Annotated in this window: 16 protein-coding genes and 1 pseudogene; 4 read left to right on the top strand and 13 right to left on the bottom strand. The window is 34.1% G+C overall.

Annotated features, from left to right (window positions below; translation table 11 throughout):
• Window positions 1–15: 15 nt before the first annotated feature.
• The 7 genes from ACM6UH_RS03225 to ACM6UH_RS03195 all read right to left on the bottom strand — a co-directional run bounded on the left by ACM6UH_RS03225 (window position 16) and on the right by ACM6UH_RS03195 (window position 6,033).
• Window positions 16–651, bottom strand: coding sequence for an ABC transporter permease (locus tag ACM6UH_RS03225; RefSeq protein WP_002482410.1), 636 nt, complete (start codon window positions 649–651; stop codon window positions 16–18).
• Window positions 651–1,835: a betaine/proline/choline family ABC transporter ATP-binding protein gene (locus tag ACM6UH_RS03220; RefSeq protein ID WP_002482409.1), complete on the bottom strand. Its 1,185-nt coding sequence runs from the start codon at window positions 1,833–1,835 to the stop codon at window positions 651–653. The genes ACM6UH_RS03225 and ACM6UH_RS03220 overlap by 1 nt, the downstream gene beginning before the upstream one ends.
• Window positions 1,836–2,131: 296 nt before the next feature.
• Window positions 2,132–2,605: a thioesterase family protein gene (locus ACM6UH_RS03215; RefSeq protein ID WP_011302415.1), complete on the bottom strand. Its 474-nt coding sequence runs from the start codon at window positions 2,603–2,605 to the stop codon at window positions 2,132–2,134.
• 1 nt (window position 2,606) lies between these two features.
• The gene (locus ACM6UH_RS03210) at window positions 2,607–3,572 is read right to left on the bottom strand and encodes a 3-hydroxyacyl-CoA dehydrogenase NAD-binding domain-containing protein (RefSeq protein WP_011302414.1); all 966 of its coding nucleotides are present in this window, start codon (window positions 3,570–3,572) and stop codon (window positions 2,607–2,609) included.
• The gene (locus ACM6UH_RS03205) at window positions 3,572–4,459 is read right to left on the bottom strand and encodes a 3-keto-5-aminohexanoate cleavage protein (protein WP_283995763.1); all 888 of its coding nucleotides are present in this window, start codon (window positions 4,457–4,459) and stop codon (window positions 3,572–3,574) included. The genes ACM6UH_RS03210 and ACM6UH_RS03205 overlap by 1 nt, the downstream gene beginning before the upstream one ends.
• A 182-nt stretch (window positions 4,460–4,641) precedes the next feature.
• Complete coding sequence (locus ACM6UH_RS03200) at window positions 4,642–5,202, bottom strand: TetR/AcrR family transcriptional regulator (protein WP_002482405.1); 561 nt, start codon at window positions 5,200–5,202, stop codon at window positions 4,642–4,644.
• A 237-nt stretch (window positions 5,203–5,439) separates the two neighbouring features.
• On the bottom strand, window positions 5,440–6,033 hold the full coding sequence (locus ACM6UH_RS03195; protein ID WP_047504526.1) for a YdeI/OmpD-associated family protein: 594 nt from the start codon (window positions 6,031–6,033) through the stop codon (window positions 5,440–5,442).
• A 193-nt stretch (window positions 6,034–6,226) separates the two neighbouring features.
• Here ACM6UH_RS03195 and ACM6UH_RS03190 point away from each other — a divergent pair.
• A pseudogene (locus ACM6UH_RS03190) lies at window positions 6,227–7,579 on the top strand (APC family permease); the annotation flags it as partial.
• A 98-nt stretch (window positions 7,580–7,677) separates the two neighbouring features.
• Here ACM6UH_RS03190 and ACM6UH_RS03185 read toward each other — a convergent pair.
• The 4 genes from ACM6UH_RS03185 to ACM6UH_RS03170 form a co-directional block, all read right to left on the bottom strand.
• Window positions 7,678–8,850, bottom strand: coding sequence for an MFS transporter (locus ACM6UH_RS03185; protein ID WP_011302409.1), 1,173 nt, complete (start codon window positions 8,848–8,850; stop codon window positions 7,678–7,680).
• A 260-nt stretch (window positions 8,851–9,110) separates the two neighbouring features.
• Window positions 9,111–9,884 carry an ABC transporter permease gene (locus ACM6UH_RS03180; RefSeq protein WP_011302408.1) on the bottom strand — a complete coding sequence of 258 codons (774 nt, stop codon included), beginning with the start codon at window positions 9,882–9,884 and terminating at the stop codon, window positions 9,111–9,113.
• Window positions 9,881–10,531 carry an ABC transporter ATP-binding protein gene (locus tag ACM6UH_RS03175; protein ID WP_002482400.1) on the bottom strand — a complete coding sequence of 217 codons (651 nt, stop codon included), beginning with the start codon at window positions 10,529–10,531 and terminating at the stop codon, window positions 9,881–9,883. The genes ACM6UH_RS03180 and ACM6UH_RS03175 overlap by 4 nt, the downstream gene beginning before the upstream one ends.
• 88 nt (window positions 10,532–10,619) lie before the next feature.
• The gene (locus tag ACM6UH_RS03170) at window positions 10,620–11,402 is read right to left on the bottom strand and encodes a CPBP family intramembrane glutamic endopeptidase (RefSeq protein ID WP_047504529.1); all 783 of its coding nucleotides are present in this window, start codon (window positions 11,400–11,402) and stop codon (window positions 10,620–10,622) included.
• Window positions 11,403–11,598: 196 nt separating this feature from the next.
• Here ACM6UH_RS03170 and ACM6UH_RS03165 point away from each other — a divergent pair, with 196 nt between their 5' ends.
• Window positions 11,599–13,182: an FMN-binding glutamate synthase family protein gene (locus ACM6UH_RS03165; protein WP_047504532.1), complete on the top strand. Its 1,584-nt coding sequence runs from the start codon at window positions 11,599–11,601 to the stop codon at window positions 13,180–13,182.
• 150 nt (window positions 13,183–13,332) lie between these two features.
• Here the strand turns inward: ACM6UH_RS03165 and ACM6UH_RS03160 are convergent, their stop codons facing one another.
• A complete protein-coding gene (locus ACM6UH_RS03160; protein WP_047504534.1) occupies window positions 13,333–13,848 on the bottom strand; it encodes a thioredoxin domain-containing protein in 516 nt (171 codons plus the stop codon).
• 201 nt (window positions 13,849–14,049) lie between these two features.
• Here ACM6UH_RS03160 and ACM6UH_RS03155 point away from each other — a divergent pair, with 201 nt between their 5' ends.
• Window positions 14,050–15,126: a M42 family metallopeptidase gene (locus ACM6UH_RS03155; protein ID WP_047504537.1), complete on the top strand. Its 1,077-nt coding sequence runs from the start codon at window positions 14,050–14,052 to the stop codon at window positions 15,124–15,126.
• 107 nt (window positions 15,127–15,233) lie between these two features.
• Here ACM6UH_RS03155 and ACM6UH_RS03150 read toward each other — a convergent pair whose 3' ends face one another.
• On the bottom strand, window positions 15,234–16,052 hold the full coding sequence (locus ACM6UH_RS03150; protein ID WP_047504902.1) for an SDR family oxidoreductase: 819 nt from the start codon (window positions 16,050–16,052) through the stop codon (window positions 15,234–15,236).
• 227 nt (window positions 16,053–16,279) lie between these two features.
• Between ACM6UH_RS03150 and ACM6UH_RS03145 the strand changes: the two genes are divergently transcribed.
• Window positions 16,280–17,818 carry an AbgT family transporter gene (locus tag ACM6UH_RS03145; protein ID WP_047504540.1) on the top strand — a complete coding sequence of 513 codons (1,539 nt, stop codon included), beginning with the start codon at window positions 16,280–16,282 and terminating at the stop codon, window positions 17,816–17,818.
• Window positions 17,819–17,964: the final 146 nt, after the last annotated feature.

Genomic DNA, 17,964 nt, shown 5'->3' with positions numbered 1-17,964 from the left:
AATGTCCTCCTTAAATTATCTGGATACTTTTAATCCTTTGGGTACTGCCCATTTTTCTACTAATGATAATAGTACATCCACTATTAATGCTAATGCTGTAACTAATACAGCTGCACTCACAATCATTAATGGGTCATATAAGTTCAATCCATTAAATACAAAGTCACCTAAGCCACCTGCACCTACATAACTTGCAAGTGTTGCCCAACTAATGACATAAACAGATGATAATCGAATACCACCCAAGATTAATGGTAAAGCTAATGGTAATTCAACGTCTTTCATTAATTGAAAGCGTGTCATCCCCATACTGATTGCTGCTTCTTTAAGATTACTATCAATATTCTTAACACCTAATACTGTGTTATTTAATATTGGTAGTAGTACATAGATAAATAATGCGACAATGGCCGGTAATTTTCCAACACCAAAGATTGGTATCATTACAGCTAATACTGCTAATGTTGGTATCGTTTGTAATACACCAGCAATTGTGAGAACAATGTTTGAAGTTCTTTTCATTTTGGATAGTATAATACCTAATGGTACTGCGACTACGATTGCAATTAACAAAGCGATCATTGAGATATAAAAGTGTTCGACTGTTTTGGAAATCAGTTGCCCACCATATTGCTCTATGAATTGTTTCATTACTTATCAGCTCCTACATTATCGGGCTCAACAATTGCGTCTTGTGTAGCATCATCGTCTTCATCTGTTTCTCCCCAGATACTGTCATACACGATATCTACTAAGTTTGCTCTCGTAACCAATCCAATTAACGTTTCTTCATCACTATCCACTACAGGTACGTTTCTTACATTTCTTTTCAATATTGTACGAACTGAATCTTGTAATTTACTGTCTATTCTTACGCGATAGATATCGCGTTGCATTGTATCAATCAGTTCTTTATTTCCACGTAAACCTTGATTGATATCTTCAATATCTAAATATCCAAGTAATCTACGATTGTTACCCACAACAAAGATGGTATCAACACGACGATCTCTCATAATCTTAACTGCTTCATTTAATGAGCTATCCGCATGAACTGTTACAGGTTTAATCATCGCATCTTTAACTGTACGCATGTTAGGTCTATCTTGAATCAATCTATTTTGACCAATAAAGTCTCGTACGAAATCGTTTTCAGGATGTCTTAAAATATTGTCTGGCGTATCAAATTGTATGACACGTCCCTCAGACATAATGCAAATTTTATCTGCCAGTTTAATAGCTTCATCCATATCATGTGTAACGAAAATGAAGGTCTTACCTAACTTTTGTTGTAGTTCTTTAACCAAGTCTTGCAACGTATCTCTCGTAATTGGATCTAACGCGCCAAATGGTTCATCCATTAAAATGATATCTTGTTCTGCTGCTAACGCACGCACAACACCGATACGTTGCTGTTGTCCTCCTGAGAGCTGTGAAGGATATCTATCTAAAAATTCTTCTGGTAAATCCACTAATTTTATCAGTTCTTTAGCTTTTTTCTCTTTCTTTTCTTGAGACCATTTTAAAAGTTTAGGTACTAATACGATATTTTCTCTAATCGTCATATGTGGCATCAATCCAATTTGTTGTATCACATACCCAATTTTTCTACGTAGCTCAACTGGGTTCATTTTGCGAACATCTTTGCCATTTATAGCTATTTGCCCTTCAGTTGCTTCAATCATTCTATTGATCATTCTTAAAGCAGTTGTTTTACCACTACCACTTGTCCCTATAAATGCAATAAATTCACCGGCTTCAATCTCAAGTGAAATATTATCTACAGCTTTCTTTCCTCCACCATAGACTTTAGATAAGTTTTTAATACTTAACATGAGTCAATTCCTTTCTATGTACATATTCAATTTAAAATATTTCATAATAAATATAGGACTATCTGTGGATGTTATACAAATACTAAAAAATAAGTAAAAACATGAGCACACATAGCCCTACTTTATTCGTGTGTAAACAATCAAAACAGAATAATCAATTTAGCTTTGATTTTATCATCCTATATATAACAAGATACATTAATAAATAACATTAAACAATTTATAACCAAATATTTGGTTATATAAAATATTTTTAACACCTTTTTATTCAATCGTTTCAAACTCATTCAAAAATTTTATTTACGTTTTATACCAATAAGATGTCCAAGTTCTTTGGGTTGTTTTTTTATTGAAGCATGTTGTGCATAATCATCAATTGCTTTTTGTATATCAGTAGGAAAAGCATCAGGCTTATGCAATTTAGTATTCATTCCCATTAACATAACCTCATAAGTTGCACACTTATCATTTGCTTCATCACTTAATGTCATAAACACATGTAATCTTTTGGCGTCGTAATCAAATAACTCAACTGAAGCAGTAATCGCTTCATTTACTTTAATTTCTTTTAAATACATAACGTGGTTTTCTAAAGTAAAGACAGTGTAGTCCAACGTTTCAATTGTTTGCACATCTAACCCTAAAAATGCGAGCCATGCATCCGTTGCATCACTAAATACACGATTATATTCTGCGTCATTCATATGCCCATTATGGTCGACCCAAGCTTCATTTACATGCGTCTTGTATTCATATAATTTGTTTGTCATTTTATTTCACCGATTGTTGTGTTTTCTTTTTCATAGAGGGTGTATCTTCTGGCCAATATGACTCAGCAAGTTGTTTTACTTTTACTAAGAATTCATTACGTTTTTGGTCAAGTTCCGCCATTGTTTGTCCTTGAGAAGATGATTCACAGCCATTGACCACTTCTTCATACAGGTCCTGTGTTAATTCTGGTGCTACTAATTTAGTCCATGGTTTTTTTAAAGCTGGACCAAATTGTTTCAGCATGTGACGCATACCGCCTTCACCACCGGCCAAATGGAAAGTCATGAATGGACCATATTGTGCATAGCGCAAACCTGCAGCATGTGTAAATGCTTTATCAACTTCTTCCGTTGTCGCTATACCATCATTAACAATGTGCAATGCCTCTCTCCATAGTGCTTCCATTAATCTATCTGCTACATGTCCTTCAATCTCATGTCTAACATGAAGTACATCCATACCAATGCTTTCGTAAATTTCTTCAGCTTTTAATGTTGTTGCTTCCGTTGTTGCTTTACCAGGAACGATTTCAACGAGCGGTAAAATATAAACTGGATGAAATGGGTGGGCTACAATCAATCTCTCAGGATGTTGTAAATTTTGTTGCAATTCTGATGGCATAATACCAGAAGTACTCGAACCAATCGTTGCATCTGTTTTCGCATAAAAATCAATTTCTGTCAGCACTTGATCTTTTAAAGATTCAATTTCTGGAACATTTTCTTGTATATGATCTGCATCTTTAACCGCTTCTTCCAAATAAGGTGTAAATGTTAAATTATCGATTGCAGCGCCTTCTGCTAAACCTAATTGTTCTGCATATGGCCAATTTTGTTTCACTTGTTTTAACATTCTTTCATATGCGCCTTCACTTGGGTCTGTAGCAATGACTTCATGCCCATGAGCTAACATTCTAGTAATCCATCCACTTCCGATAACGCCTGTACCTACAACTGCAAACTTCATTATGCTCCTCCTTGTGGATCTCTTAATTGATATTTTTTACGTGCTTCTGCCGGGGTCATTGGTTCTATATCTAATCCGTTCAATATTTCGACAGCTTTTTCAACTAATTGCTCATTTGTTGCCTTAACACCTTTGGCTAAATATAAATTGTCTTCTAATCCAACACGAACGTTGCCGCCACGCTTTGCTGCTTCTTCAACCGTTGGAAATTGCATTCTTCCAATACCAAATGCTGACCAGGGGGCATGCTCCGGTATACGCGTTTTAAAGTATTCTATCGTTTCTGGATCATTTTCAGCTCCCCAAGGTATACCTAAACAAAATTGGAACATTGGTTCACCATCAATTAATCCTTCACTGATTAATTGCTTAGCGAATGAAATATGACCACTGTCAAAGCACTCTAATTCAGGCTTAACACCAGCCTCTTTTACAAGTTGAGCTTGTTTTCTTAACCAATCAGTTGGACTTAAATAAACTGTATCTCCCATGTTGACACTACCACAATCTAAAGTACACATTTCAGGTAGTAAGCTGCCTATCGGTTCATGTCTTTCTTCTGGTGTTTGTATATCAGATCCTTCTGCAGCGAGATATGGATCTTCAAGGTTTGGAATAAAATCTCCGCCACCACCTGACGTAATATTTATAATAATATCTTCATCTGCAGCTCTAATAAGTCGTACGGCTTCTTTGAAAAATTCAACATCGTGGCTAATACCACCTGTCTCTGGATCTCTCGCATGAATATGTGCAACTGTCGCGCCTGCTCTTGCACATTTTATTGCTGATTCAGCAATCTCTTGAGGTGTTACAGGAACACACTTATTCTTTGCTGTAGTATCTCCAGCACCTGTTAAAGCTGCTGTTAGCATCACTTTTTTCATTGATTATAAACCTCCACAGAGTTATTTAACACATCGTTAAGTGTACCAACCAGACGGTTTAGTTTCAAGTTTTATAAATATAAAAAATAAGGATAAACAACATTCAAAAGTTGATTATCCTTATACTATCAGTGGTTTACATGAATTAAACATTTTATTATTTTTTTATTAATTTAGAACATTTAGCCATTGCTTTCTTGATTTTTATTGGGGTGCGTATATTCGGTTAATCTATTCAAAACTTGTTCTCTCATGTTTTCATCAAGTCCATCTAGTCCAAATATTTCTGAAAGCCACAAACCATCCACTGCCAGACGAATAATTGTAGCGTCTACTTTGTCTAATCCATCATTTTCAATATTAGTTTGCCACTCTTTATAAGTGTCCTGTAAAGGTAATAACAAATTGCTATTAATACCTTGTGCAGCAAGCATTCCTGAGGTAATCGATCCATTTTCTGAACGATGAGATCTCGTCGCTTCAATAAACGCCCGTGCCCATTTCCCTTGGTCTTGTTTATCTGCATGTACATGTCCATTCACATTTTCTCTATATAATTCATCGGCATGATCAACAAGACCTTGAATTAATGCAAACTTGTTTTTAAAGTGATACAATAGCCCACCTTTACTGACACCTGCCTTTTTGGCAACGGCATCTAGCGTTAAATATTCACTACCTTGCTCATCTACAATTGCTGCAGCAGCTTGTAGTAATTGTATCCTCTTGGAAACTCTCGGCATTCATACACCTTCTTTCTCAAAATACGTTTCAAAATATGACTTAACCGTAGTTTTATATTCGAGCAAACTATATACGATATATGATAAAGTTGCAACTTCATTTTTGGATGCTAAACTAAAATGTGTGCTATTTTATCATAACTCAAGCGTTAACCTTCATAAGGCAATCCGCTTTGTATTTTTGCATACGTCGTTCACATGATAACTTCTTTTACTTATACAAATGCTTTCAAGTATTTAATCATTCATGCCTTTGCCATCCAATATATAATCAATATATTTTTCTACTCGATTTTCACGTGTTGCCGCTCTCTTTGCCTGACCAATATGATACATATATTGCCTTTGTCTACCAGGCGTTAAGTTATTGAATGCTTCTTTTAATTCTGGCATTGCATCTAATTTTGCTTGTAATTCTTCAGGCATATCATAGTCTTCAGTTTTTTTCATAGGTACTTTCTTACCTGATTTTTCTATTCTAATCGCTTCTTCAACATACCATTTAATCTCGTCTCTACGTTGATTAACTTCATCTAAACTTTCGAAACGTAATTGTCTTGCTGCTTGTACATTTTTAGTTTGTTGTATAAGTGATTGATAAGGATCTTCCATAATAGCACCTTTTTCAAAAAGTAATGCGCAATAATGCTTAAAGTCTTGTATGATAACGACATTTTTATCATCTAACGTGTAGCAAGGATGCATCCATTTATAATCTTCAGTTAATTCCGTTTCATTTATAATTTCACGTAAAATTTTAAATTCCTCTTGCCATTGTTTCAATCTATCAATAAATGCATTTACTTTAATATTTTCTTTTTCATTAGTCATAAAAATTACACCTCTTAATAATTTTTTTATTAACTTTATTCTACTATGAAAACCTTTTATTTATCTATAATTAGCTTTTTCAAAAACTTAACTCTTGTTTTCCGATAAGTTTACTATGAATTAAGGGATAATTATGTTATAATTTTTTTATTATTTTTAAAAATACATATAATTTAGAGGTGATTGAATGTAACAAGCAACAAACTTAAAAAAAGTATTAGGCTTTACGGATGTAATGGGTATTGCTATAGGTCAAATTATCGGTGCTGGCGTCATGTCGCTAACAGGCATTGGCATACAAATGACCGGAAGTGGTATCACACCCGCATTTATCTTATCCGCAATCATTACATTACTAACGATGTTCCCAATTGCCATATTAGGATCCACATTACCTACGACTGGTGGTATGTATCAGTATACAAGTCGTTTATTGTCCCCTAAAATCGGGATATTTTGGTTATTATTATTCATCTTTTTACAGGTTACATTATCTTTATATGCTTTATCATTCGCACAATACTTAGAAGGACTCTTACCAGGTATTCCTGTTAGACTTGTTGCTTTTGCCTTACTTACCATTTTATTTATTGTTAATATCATTGGTATTAAGTCAGCATCTATCATTGGTAATTTAATGGTTGTCATTCTAATTATTGCTTTGTCTTGTTTTATCATTTTCGGTCTGCCACATGTGGATTTTGGTGTTTTTAATATGCATGCCATGCTTCCGGATGGATTCACAGGATTCTTTACTGCCGTTGGGCTTGTTTCGTTTGCAACTGGTGGCGCGCAAGTTGTTGCTGAACTAGGTGGAGAAATGAAAAATCCAAAAAGAGATATTCCAATAGTCATTATCATTGCAACTATATTTGTAGGTTTGTTATACGCTTTTATCGCTTCTATTGCTGTAGGGGTACTACCAATTCCAGAGGTTGCTGGCAGACCATTAACGAGTGTTGCGCAAGAAGTCTTGCCGACCCCAGTATTCATCTTCTTCATGGTTGGGGGCGCAATGTTCGCATTAGCGACTACACTCAATTCAACGTTTACTTGGGTAACTAAAAGTTTATTAGTTGCAATACACGATGGTTATTTACCTAAACGTTTAGGTAGTGTGAACAAACGATTTGGTACACCTCATTGGCTTTTATTACTTTTCTACATTATTGGTGCATTACCTATTATTACAGGTATGTCACTAAATGTTGTAGCACAGTTAGGTACTGGGATTTCATTAATTGTTTTTGCTTTTCCAGCTTTAGCTTCTACGCAACTACCCAAAAAATATCCAGATGCTTATAAGCAATCGCCATTTAAAGTACCCTATCCAATACTTGTAACGATGGCAATCATTGCTATTATTGTGCTATTGTATCAATCTTATTTATTAATTTCTGATTTAAAAATAGGTTATATTATTGGTACATTAATTTATATTTTACTTTCCGCTATTATTGCGCAAGTTTCTAATAAGAAAAATAAAATTGCACTTAGCGATATTCATTTTAATACAGCCCAATCAATAGAAAAATCAACTTTATAAATTAAAAAAAGGACTTACATCCTCTCTTCTACATTGAGAATGTAAGTCCACTTTTATATACAAAGCACTGTTCATTTTATAAGTGTAATTGATTTACCTTAGGCTCTATTAAATTTAGTCATTTGCTTTAGACTAATGATTAAAATAAAAGCTACGAATGCGATGGCTGCAGTGAAGTACGTAGTTGCTAAAACATCTATTTTAGAAACAACTAGACCACCGACAATACCACCAATGCCGATACCCGCATTTAAACTAGACATATTCCAACTCATCACTTGGCTTGTATCACCTTCAACATGTTCTATAATACCACTTTGAACAGCTGGATTTGTACTCCATTGCATGATATTCCATATGAAGATAATCATTAATAATACGCCTGTCACTGATAAGAATAAATTCAACAGTAACATCATCGTGATAAATATAATAGTGGCAATCGTTAGCCAACGTTTACTCGTCAATTTATCTGAAAGGAACCCACCCATCGATGTTCCAATAACACCTGCAACACCATTGATTAATAATACAATCGATACGAAAGATAAGTCATGACCACTTGATAACATAAGTGGATTAATATAAATAAATGTCACAGAATTTGCAACTAGCAATAAGAATGTGATAGCTAAAAACTTAGCGACTTCTCCTGGTCTAAGTATTTTAGAATAATTACTTTCACGCTGCTTAGTACTAGACTCTGTATTTACCGTTTGATATTGAGGTTGTGGTACATAGAAATACATCAATATACCTACTAACACACTTACAAAGACAATAAATAAGAATGTATATCTCCATCCAACTAAGTCACCGATAATTGTCCCAATTGGTACACCAAGTACATTTGCGCCACTAAAGCCTGAATAAACAATACCTATCATTTTCCCTCGATGTTGTGGCGCAGTTAATAAAGCTGTTAGCGCTAATATTTTAACCACGATAAGTGCTGCTGCTGCAGATGATATGATGCGTCCAAATACTAAAATAGAAAAATTAGGTGCAAAAGCAATGATCATATTTCCGACAATAAAAACAAGCAATGCATATAATAATACAGGTCTTGGAGAAAACCGATTCGTTATTTTCACTAATATAGGTCCTGCAATGGCAAATGTGATGGCATAAAGCGTCACTAACTGTCCAATAATCGCTTCCGAAACATGCAAGTCAATGCTCATCAAATTCATAATCCCTGCAACCATCATTTCAACCATACCTACGATAAAGATACTCAAAATAAAGGTGGCAATTCTCATAATCGACATCTTTTCACTCCTCCCTTAAATTAAGATGTAAATTTTTACATAACTATTACATTATAAACCATACGTCAACACATTTGAACACTTCTGAATTTGCTCTCACAGCAAATATCCAACCATACAAAAAAAGAACCTGAGACATCAATAGATATCTCAGATTCGTGTTTATATTGAAACATAACAATAAAGCTCTGCTCAATTCTTTTTAAAATTTTTATTAAAATGCTGAACAGTGCTTTTTATACTCGCCGTCTATCCAATATTTATGCGTCTTCTTGGTTTAAATGTCTACTTATCAGTTGATCGCGGTGATTAAAGAATTGTTTATAACTTAAATAAGTCGCAATAAGCGCAGACATAATCGTCGCAGTTGTGTGAATAAAGACAACCATTAATTGAAATTTAACAGCTTGTAACGGCTCTACGCCTCCAATAATTAAGCCGGTCATCATACCTGGTATCGAAACAATACCATACGTTTTAACGGAATCAATTGTTGGTACAATCGCCGTTTTCACACTATTACGTATCGTTTCTTTAGAAGATAATTTGGGATTCGCACCAAGTGCTAACTTAGATTCAATTTGGCTCATTTCTTTCACAAATTCTCTATCTAAATTTTGATAGGCTAAATTTATAGCAATTAAACCATTACTACCTAGCATACCTGCAATCGGTATCACTTCATTAGGCTTAAACTCTATCGCCCCTGTTAAAACGACACCAACTAGAGGTAACGCTACACCAACAAAAATGGCAACAAACGAAATCCAAAATACATGATGCATTACTGGAGATGCTCTACTAATTGTATTCCACGAAGCATTAATAATAATGACTAGTACAAATACGATTAATAGCCATGTTTGATTCACACCAAATATAAAATGCAATAGAAAGCCGAGAATAATTAATTGAATAATTGCTCTAACCGTCGCAATTAATAAATCTTTAATAATATGTAATTTTTCTTTGTAAGAAACAATAATCGGAAAAAGTAAGAGGAGACCCGTTAATGCTAGTGCAGTTGTACTCATGATAAACGCTCCTCCTTATCGATTTTGCCATCCACAATTCTAATTTTCTTTTTAAAATGTCTATTACTTTGATCATTACTATGTGTAATCCATAAAATAGCAACGCCTTCATCAGCCAATTTAAAGATTAAGGATTCTATTTTTTCACTATTATGCACATCCAAAGCACTTGTCGCTTCATCTAGAAGCAATACCTTTGGTGTGTACATGAGTTGTCTCGCTATCGTAATACGTTGTCTTTCACCACCGGATAAATGTTCAACACGTGTATTAAAATTATAATGACCTAAACCTACTGTTTTCAATAAACGTTTAGCTTGTTTACGATCGAATTTATCTTGTCTAACTTCTGCTGGAAAAGCTAGATTTTCTCCGATAGTTCTATCAAATAAATCACTTTCTTGTAATAGATAACTTACATTCATACGTAGTTGTTCTGGGTTTATTTGTTCGTAAGGCTTATCATTTAAATATAGTTCTCCTTTTGTTGGGCTAATCAAATTACTAATCAAACGCAACAATGTACTTTTACCACTTCCGGAAGGCCCTACAATTGCTATCGTATCGCCTGCCTCAATTTTTAAATTTATATCATTGATAATATCCCGGTTATCTATCTTATATGTTATGTTTTTTAGTTCTAACATAGAAGCCCACCTTTTTTAATTTCTCGCATTACTATTCCCTAACTTTTCAATTTTAATAGCTTGTTTCATCAATAAGCTCAAAAATCATTTATTTTAAAATAACGATAGCTATAAATGATATGAGATTATTTAATGCATGTAATGTTATTGAAACAGCCAAATTCATTCCGCTCTTCACATATACAAAGGCTAAACCAGCCCCAATGATGAGATAACTACCGATTTCAAATGGTGATGTTGCACCTAACACATGCACACTTGCAAATAATATCGTTGAGAGTATCGAGGCAACAGTATATGTTATCTTTTTGCCTAACTCATGAATAATTAAATGTCTAAATAATAGTTCTTCGATGATTGGTGTGAGTATGACAATATCTATAAATAGAAATGGTAACATCCAATTATTTTCAAACATTTTTTCTAAAAGCATTTGATTTTGAGTTTCTGTATATTGCAATCCTTTAGGTAAAAATTCCATCATCCAATCATATAAACTATTTAATCCAAGTGTGACAATATAAGTCGCCACGATGATAAACAGATATTTAGGGATTGCATGAATGCGTTGGTTGGAAATCGGTATTAAACGATCTTTTAAATGCATTGCATAAAAACTAACTAATATAACGATTTCGGCAAGCAAGCCACCCATAATTAGTATGTTTTCATCAGTTACAAAATCTTCATTTTTAAAATTAAATACTGAATAGACAATATATATAGCAGCAAATAACAAGAGTGGCATGATGTTATTCGCTAATAAATAAATTGGAATAAGCCAAAAATCTCTTTTTACAATTTTTTTGTTATCCCAAACACTTTTATCTTGCTGATTATTATTTTTTAATTCGGTTGATTTCTCAGTCATATGACACCTTCCTAATTCGTACATATACTAAATATATCATGTCTACTTATAGTGTATATACAAATTATTAAATTTTTTATCAACTTCCTTTCTAAAATATTATAATCTCAAATAACTTACGTATTCAACTCACTATATTATTGTAATATGTTCATTTTGTTGTACTATATAATTAACATAAGGGGGGCTGATTTTTATGACTATATTAACTACATTACAATTTATCGTTAATATTATAATTGTATTCTTTTTATTTAGTGTTCTGGTAATGGGGGCAGTGTTACTTTTTAAAGATAAACGACAAAAGCAACATAGTGTGCTACGCAATTATCCACTACTTGCACGCATACGTTATTTTGGAGAAAAAATTGGGCCTGAATTACGTCAGTATCTATTTTTGGCTGATACCAAAGGTAAACCATTTTCAAGAAATGATTTTACAAATATTGTCGTTGCGGGTAAATATAATTCTAGAATGACAAGTTTTGGAACACAACATGATTATGAAGATGGTTTTTATATACAAAACACGATGTTTCCTTTACAAACAGCTGAGTTACATATCGACCAATCACCTATGATTTCTTCTTTTATTTATAAAATTGATAACGAACGCTTGTTTAACCGTGATGAACATAGAACAAAAGTTGAAATAGATCCTTACTATTTATCAGATGAAGACCAAATTATATTAGGTGCTCAACTTGAGCATCCATTTAAAATAAAACGTTTAGTAGGTCAATCGGGTATGAGTTATGGCGCTTTAGGTAGCCGTGCTATCACTGCCCTTTCAAAAGGGCTGGGTCAAGCTGGTACATGGATGAACACGGGCGAAGGTGGTTTATCGGAACATCATCTATCTGGAAACGTTGATATTATATTTCAAATTGGACCAGGCTTATTTGGTGTTCGTGATAAAGCAGGAAAGTTTGACCAACAAGCCTTTATCGATTTATCCCATAATCAACATATTAAAGCATTTGAAATCAAATTAGCACAAGGCGCCAAAACACGTGGTGGCCACATGCAGGGCAACAAAGTCACAGAAGAAATCGCTTCTATAAGAAAAGTAGAACCTTGGCTGACAATAAACTCACCTAACCGTTTTGAGCATATCGACAGTCCAGATGCCTTATTGAATTGGGTCCATGAATTACAACAAACCGGACAAAAACCTGTTGGCTTTAAAATGGTCATTAGCAAAGTATCTGAAGTAGAAAACCTTGTTCGTACAATGGTTGAAAATCAGCAATATCCTAATTTCATTACCATCGACGGAGGAGAAGGCGGTACTGGTGCAACATTCCAAGAATTAGAAGATGGTGTCGGCTTACCTCTATTTACAGCGCTTCCTATTTTAACAGCATTATTGGAAAAATATGGTATTAGAGATCAAATTAAAGTTTTTGCATCAGGCAAATTGATAACGCCAGATAAGATAGCTATCGCATTAGGACTTGGCGCAGACTTGGTAAACATCGCCCGTGGCATGATGATTAGTGTTGGGTGTATTATGAGCCAACAATGTCATATGAATACTTGTCCAGTAGGTGTGGCAACGACTGATCCTAAACGTGAAAAAGGATTAATCATCGATGAGAAAAAATATCGTGTCACTAATTTTATTACAAGTTTACATGAAGGCTTGTTTAATATTTCTGCAGCTGTAGGCGTAGATTCCCCTACAAAAATTACAAAAGAACATATTATCATTAAAAGTAAAGATGGTGGTATCCAATCTATACAGGACTATAAATTAAAATTGATTGAACACGCTTAACTGATTAAGTTCGCTAAAGTTAAAATAAATAATAAGCATTGAACTACTCAATACTTTTGCAATTTACATGATTTAATTCAAGCTAACCCAAAAAAAGTCTCAAACGTTAAAATGATCACTTTAACGCTTGAGACTTTTTTATTTTATAGATTACTTTAATTTAGAAATAGCTTCATTTAACAATGACTCAATTTTATCTTGTTCATCTTTTAAGGGGTTAAATTCAAATTTTTCGTTATTAATAAATACAGTGGGTATCCCTTTAATACCGCGTTCAAATGTTTCTTCATTGATTGCTAAAGAGCGTTCATCTGCATCTTTTTGAGGTGTTAAATTAAATTCATTTGCCATTTTATCTTCAACAGTGGCAAAACTTACTTTCCATTGATCTTGTGTATCGTATAATTGGCGAATAATTGCTAATGTTTCTTCAGGATTGTCATAATTTAAATGAATGTTTGCAACCGTTCCTTTTAATAATGCTTGTTTTGTTTTATCAAAATGTTTAACGACATGTTGCACTTCACCTGACTCAATATAAGGTGTGAGTGCATGATCTGCTGCTTTAAAATAGTTCTTGCAGAACGGACATGCAAAATTGATAAACGACTCAATTGTTATTGGCGCATTTTTCGAACCAAATGTTAGATGTTTAACTTCTGTCATAATTAATCCCTCCACTTTATCTATAATACTATTGAAACATGACACATTACATATTGCACTCATTTAGTCTTAGTATTTTAGTAAGGATTAACAATCATTGTTGTTTCTTATGATTTGAATTTGTATTCAATCAAAAAACTATATTATTAAATTCTAAATGGTAAAATATAGATACACATAAATTTTTAAGGGGGAATTCTTATGAATGATTCAGTGAAATTACTAAAATCACTAACGGATGTCGATGGCATTGCTGGACACGAAATGGCAGTCAAAGCATTAATGAACGATTATTTAACACCCGTAAGCGATGAAATTATCGAAGACAATCTTGGTGGTATTTTTGGTAAAAAATCAGCCACTAATGGAGATAAAACATTAATGGTTGCAGGTCATCTAGACGAAGTTGGTTTTATCGTTACTAAAATTGATAACAATGGTTTCTTAAAATTCACACCCATTGGCGGTTGGTGGAACCAGGTCATGCTTTCGCAAAAGGTAACGATTACAACAGATGAAGGTAAAAAAATCAGAGGTATCATCGGTTCAAAACCCCCTCACGTATTATCACCAGAGGAACGTAAAAAAACAATTGATATGAAAGAAATGTTTATTGATATTGGTGTTAAGAGTAAAAAAGAGGCAGAACAATTTGGCATCGAAATCGGTAATATGGTGACGCCATACAGTGAATTCGAAACATTGGCTAATCAAAAATACTTAACTGCTAAAGCATTTGATAACCGCTATGGCTGTGCACTTGCCATAGATGTATTACAAAATTTAAAGAATGAAGCGATAGATATCAACTTGGTGGCTGGCGCAAATGTACAAGAAGAAGTCGGTCTGCGTGGCGCCAAAGTTGCTGCCAATAAAATCAAACCTGATTTGGCAATTGCCGTTGATGTTGCCATTGCTTATGATACGCCAGGTATGTCAGGTCAAGTCAGTGATACGGCTATTGGTAATGGACCGGTTGTGATTATTATGGACGCATCCAACATTGGTCATGTTGGTTTCACAAAACATATTAAAGACGTGGCTAAAAAACATAATATTACTGTTCAATTAGATACCACTGCTGGTGGCGGTACTGATGCCGGCAGCATTCATGTCGCTAATGAAGGCACACCAACCGTCTCTATCGGGGTTGCATTGCGTTACATGCATTCTAATGTGTCCGTTTTACACACAGATGATTATAAAAATTCGGTAGCGCTTGTAACTGAGATTGTAAAATCATTAAATAATGATGTTGTCGATCAAATTATCTGGTAATATTCGCTAACCTAGTTATAAATTAAAATCCACACAGAGACTGAGTTAATCAGTTACTGTGTGGATTTTATTACATTTCACATTCGTTCATAAAAACAGCTACCAAATTATTTCGTTGTATTTTTCCAACTATCATCACTTAACATTTCTCCTGGCCATGTATACGCCATAACACCACCATCTATTGTGATAGACTCACCCGTTATAAATGAACTGTCATCAGACGCAAGGAAGGCTACAAGTTTGCCAACTTCTTCAGGTGTTCCTAATCTACCTAATGGTGTAACCCATTTTTGATTATCTCTAAATGCTTTACCCGCTTCATCTTCAGCCGTACCTGTTAATTTATCTACAAGTGGTGTTTCAATCGTACCTGGTGAAATAGCATTTGCTCTAATATTTTCACGACCATATTCAATCGCAGTCGAACGCGTGAAATTAATGACCCCACCTTTGGCTGCATTATAACCTGAACGATTTAAATCTGCAGCTAATCCAGAAAATGATGCCGTATTGATAATCGAACCGCCCTCATCCATCATAAGCGGTAGTAAAAACTTAGTCATTAAAAATGTACCTCTTAAATCAACACCTAATATCTTATCGAATACTTCAACTGGATATTCATGAATACGCCCCGCCGCATTATCAACACCAGCGTTATTAAAGAGCACATCTATTTTTCCATGCTTTTCTTTAATTGCTTGAGCAAAGCGTTCAACTGCGTGCGCATCGGACACATCTACGATATAACCTGAAGCTGTATTGCCTGCATTATTGATTTCTTTGACAGTGTCATGCACTTTTTCTGAAATATCCACTGCCAATACATGCGCACCTTCATTCGCTAATACTTTTGCTGAGGCAGCACCAATACCTGTACTTGCACCTGTCAAAATAGCGATTTTGTTATTTAATCTTCCCATCATTCATCACTTCTCCTATCTAAAAAATGTATTTCCAGTTCTGTAAAAACGTTTTTTTACATAATTCCCTTTTTCTAGAAAATTGAAACTTGATTACGCTTTTTGATACTTTTTTACATGCATATGTGTAAATTTTTTCTTAAGCACATATTTATTTTCAGAATATTTGTTCAATTAAAAAGATTATTCTGATATACTTTCGATAACTTAATTAGGAGGTAGTACATATGACTTCAAATACAAAGCATAAACCGACACTCGTATATAGATTTTTAAATATTGTAGAAAAAGTTGGTAATAAACTACCTGATCCAAGTATTTTATTTTTCTTGATGTGCTTAGGACTTGCTATTATCACATGGATTGTTTCACTATTTCACATCACCGTAAAACACCCTGGTACTGGAGATACAATTGCTATTAAGAGTATTTTAAGTAAAGACGGTCTAATGATGATATTAAATGATGCTGTGAAGAATTTTTCTGAATTCCCAGCTCTAGGTCTCGTATTAGCTGTTATGCTTGGTGTAGGTGTCGCTGAAAAAACAGGTTATTTTGACAAATTAATGGTTCAAATTGTACATAAAGCACCTAAAAAATTTATCGTTCCAGTCATCATACTTATTGGAATCTTAGGTAATGCAGCTGGTGATGCTGCACCTATCGTTTTACCCCCGTTAACTGCCATGGTATTTATTAAATTGGGATATCACCCTATTGCAGGATTAGCGATGGCATACGCATCAGCCATTGGTGGGTTTTCAGCAAATATCATGATCGGTATGTCAGATGCCTTATTATATGCATTTACTGAACCTGCGACTAAAATTGTTTCTGACAATGTTCATGTCAATGTGGCCATGAATTGGTATTTTATTGCTGCAAGTGTACTTGTTTTACTCCCCGCCGTTTATTGGGTAACTATGCGCTTTGTTATTCCAAGATTAGGTTCATACGACGACTCAAATTCTGATATTCAAGTTGATGATGAAAATACTGGACTGACAACAGAAGAAAATCGCGCTGTATTTTGGGCAAATATAAGTTTTTTCATCATGATTGCGTTACTTATTATTTTAGCTATACCTCAAGGCAGTTTTTTAAGAAATGCTAAAACAGGTAGCTTACTTAACGATGCCCCTATTATTAATGGCGTTGGGCTAATTATCCTTGTTTTATTCTTAGTACCTGGTTTAGTTTATGGTTTAATGATGAAGGAATTTAAAAACTCTAAAGATTTAGGTAAAATGTTAGCTGATTCTATGTCGTCGATGGGTTCATTTATCGTCATCGTATTTTTTGCAGCACAACTACTAGCATTTTTAGAATGGAGTAATTTAGGCGTTATCGTTGCTGTTAAGGGAGCCGCCTTATTACAAGGTCAAAATGGCATCATACTTATCTTAGGCATTATTTTGTTAAGCGTAATCATCAATTTATTGATTGGTAGCGCTTCTGCCAAATGGGGCATTTTAGCACCTATTTTTATACCTATGCTCATGCTTGTAGGTTTCCATCCTGCTTTCACACAAATGCTTTATCGCATCGGAGATTCAATAAGTAATCCGATTACACCGATGATGCCCTACCTACCACTGTTATTATCATATGCACAAAAATATGATAATAACATGAAGTTAGGCTCATTATTATCGAGTCTAATGCCTTATACAATTGTGTTAAGTATCGTATGGCCTTTATTTATGATTATCTGGTATTTATTAGGTTGGCCATTAGGTCCAGGCGGTCCTTTACAGGTTAAATAAACAATTATAACCAAGCATACAAGTAGCGATGTTACTGTATGCTTGGTTTTTTTCATCATTATCATTCAAACAATTGACTTATTTGTATTTACATTGGACAATATGAAAATTTTTAATCACAAATTTTATTTTTTAATGTAATATAT

This window comes from Staphylococcus sp. LKG4-2, from assembly GCF_050955665.1.
In the GTDB taxonomy this organism is placed as follows: domain Bacteria; phylum Bacillota; class Bacilli; order Staphylococcales; family Staphylococcaceae; genus Staphylococcus; species Staphylococcus saprophyticus.
Note: the sequence above shows the minus strand (reverse complement) of the source record. Positions and strands in the feature narration are given on the sequence as shown.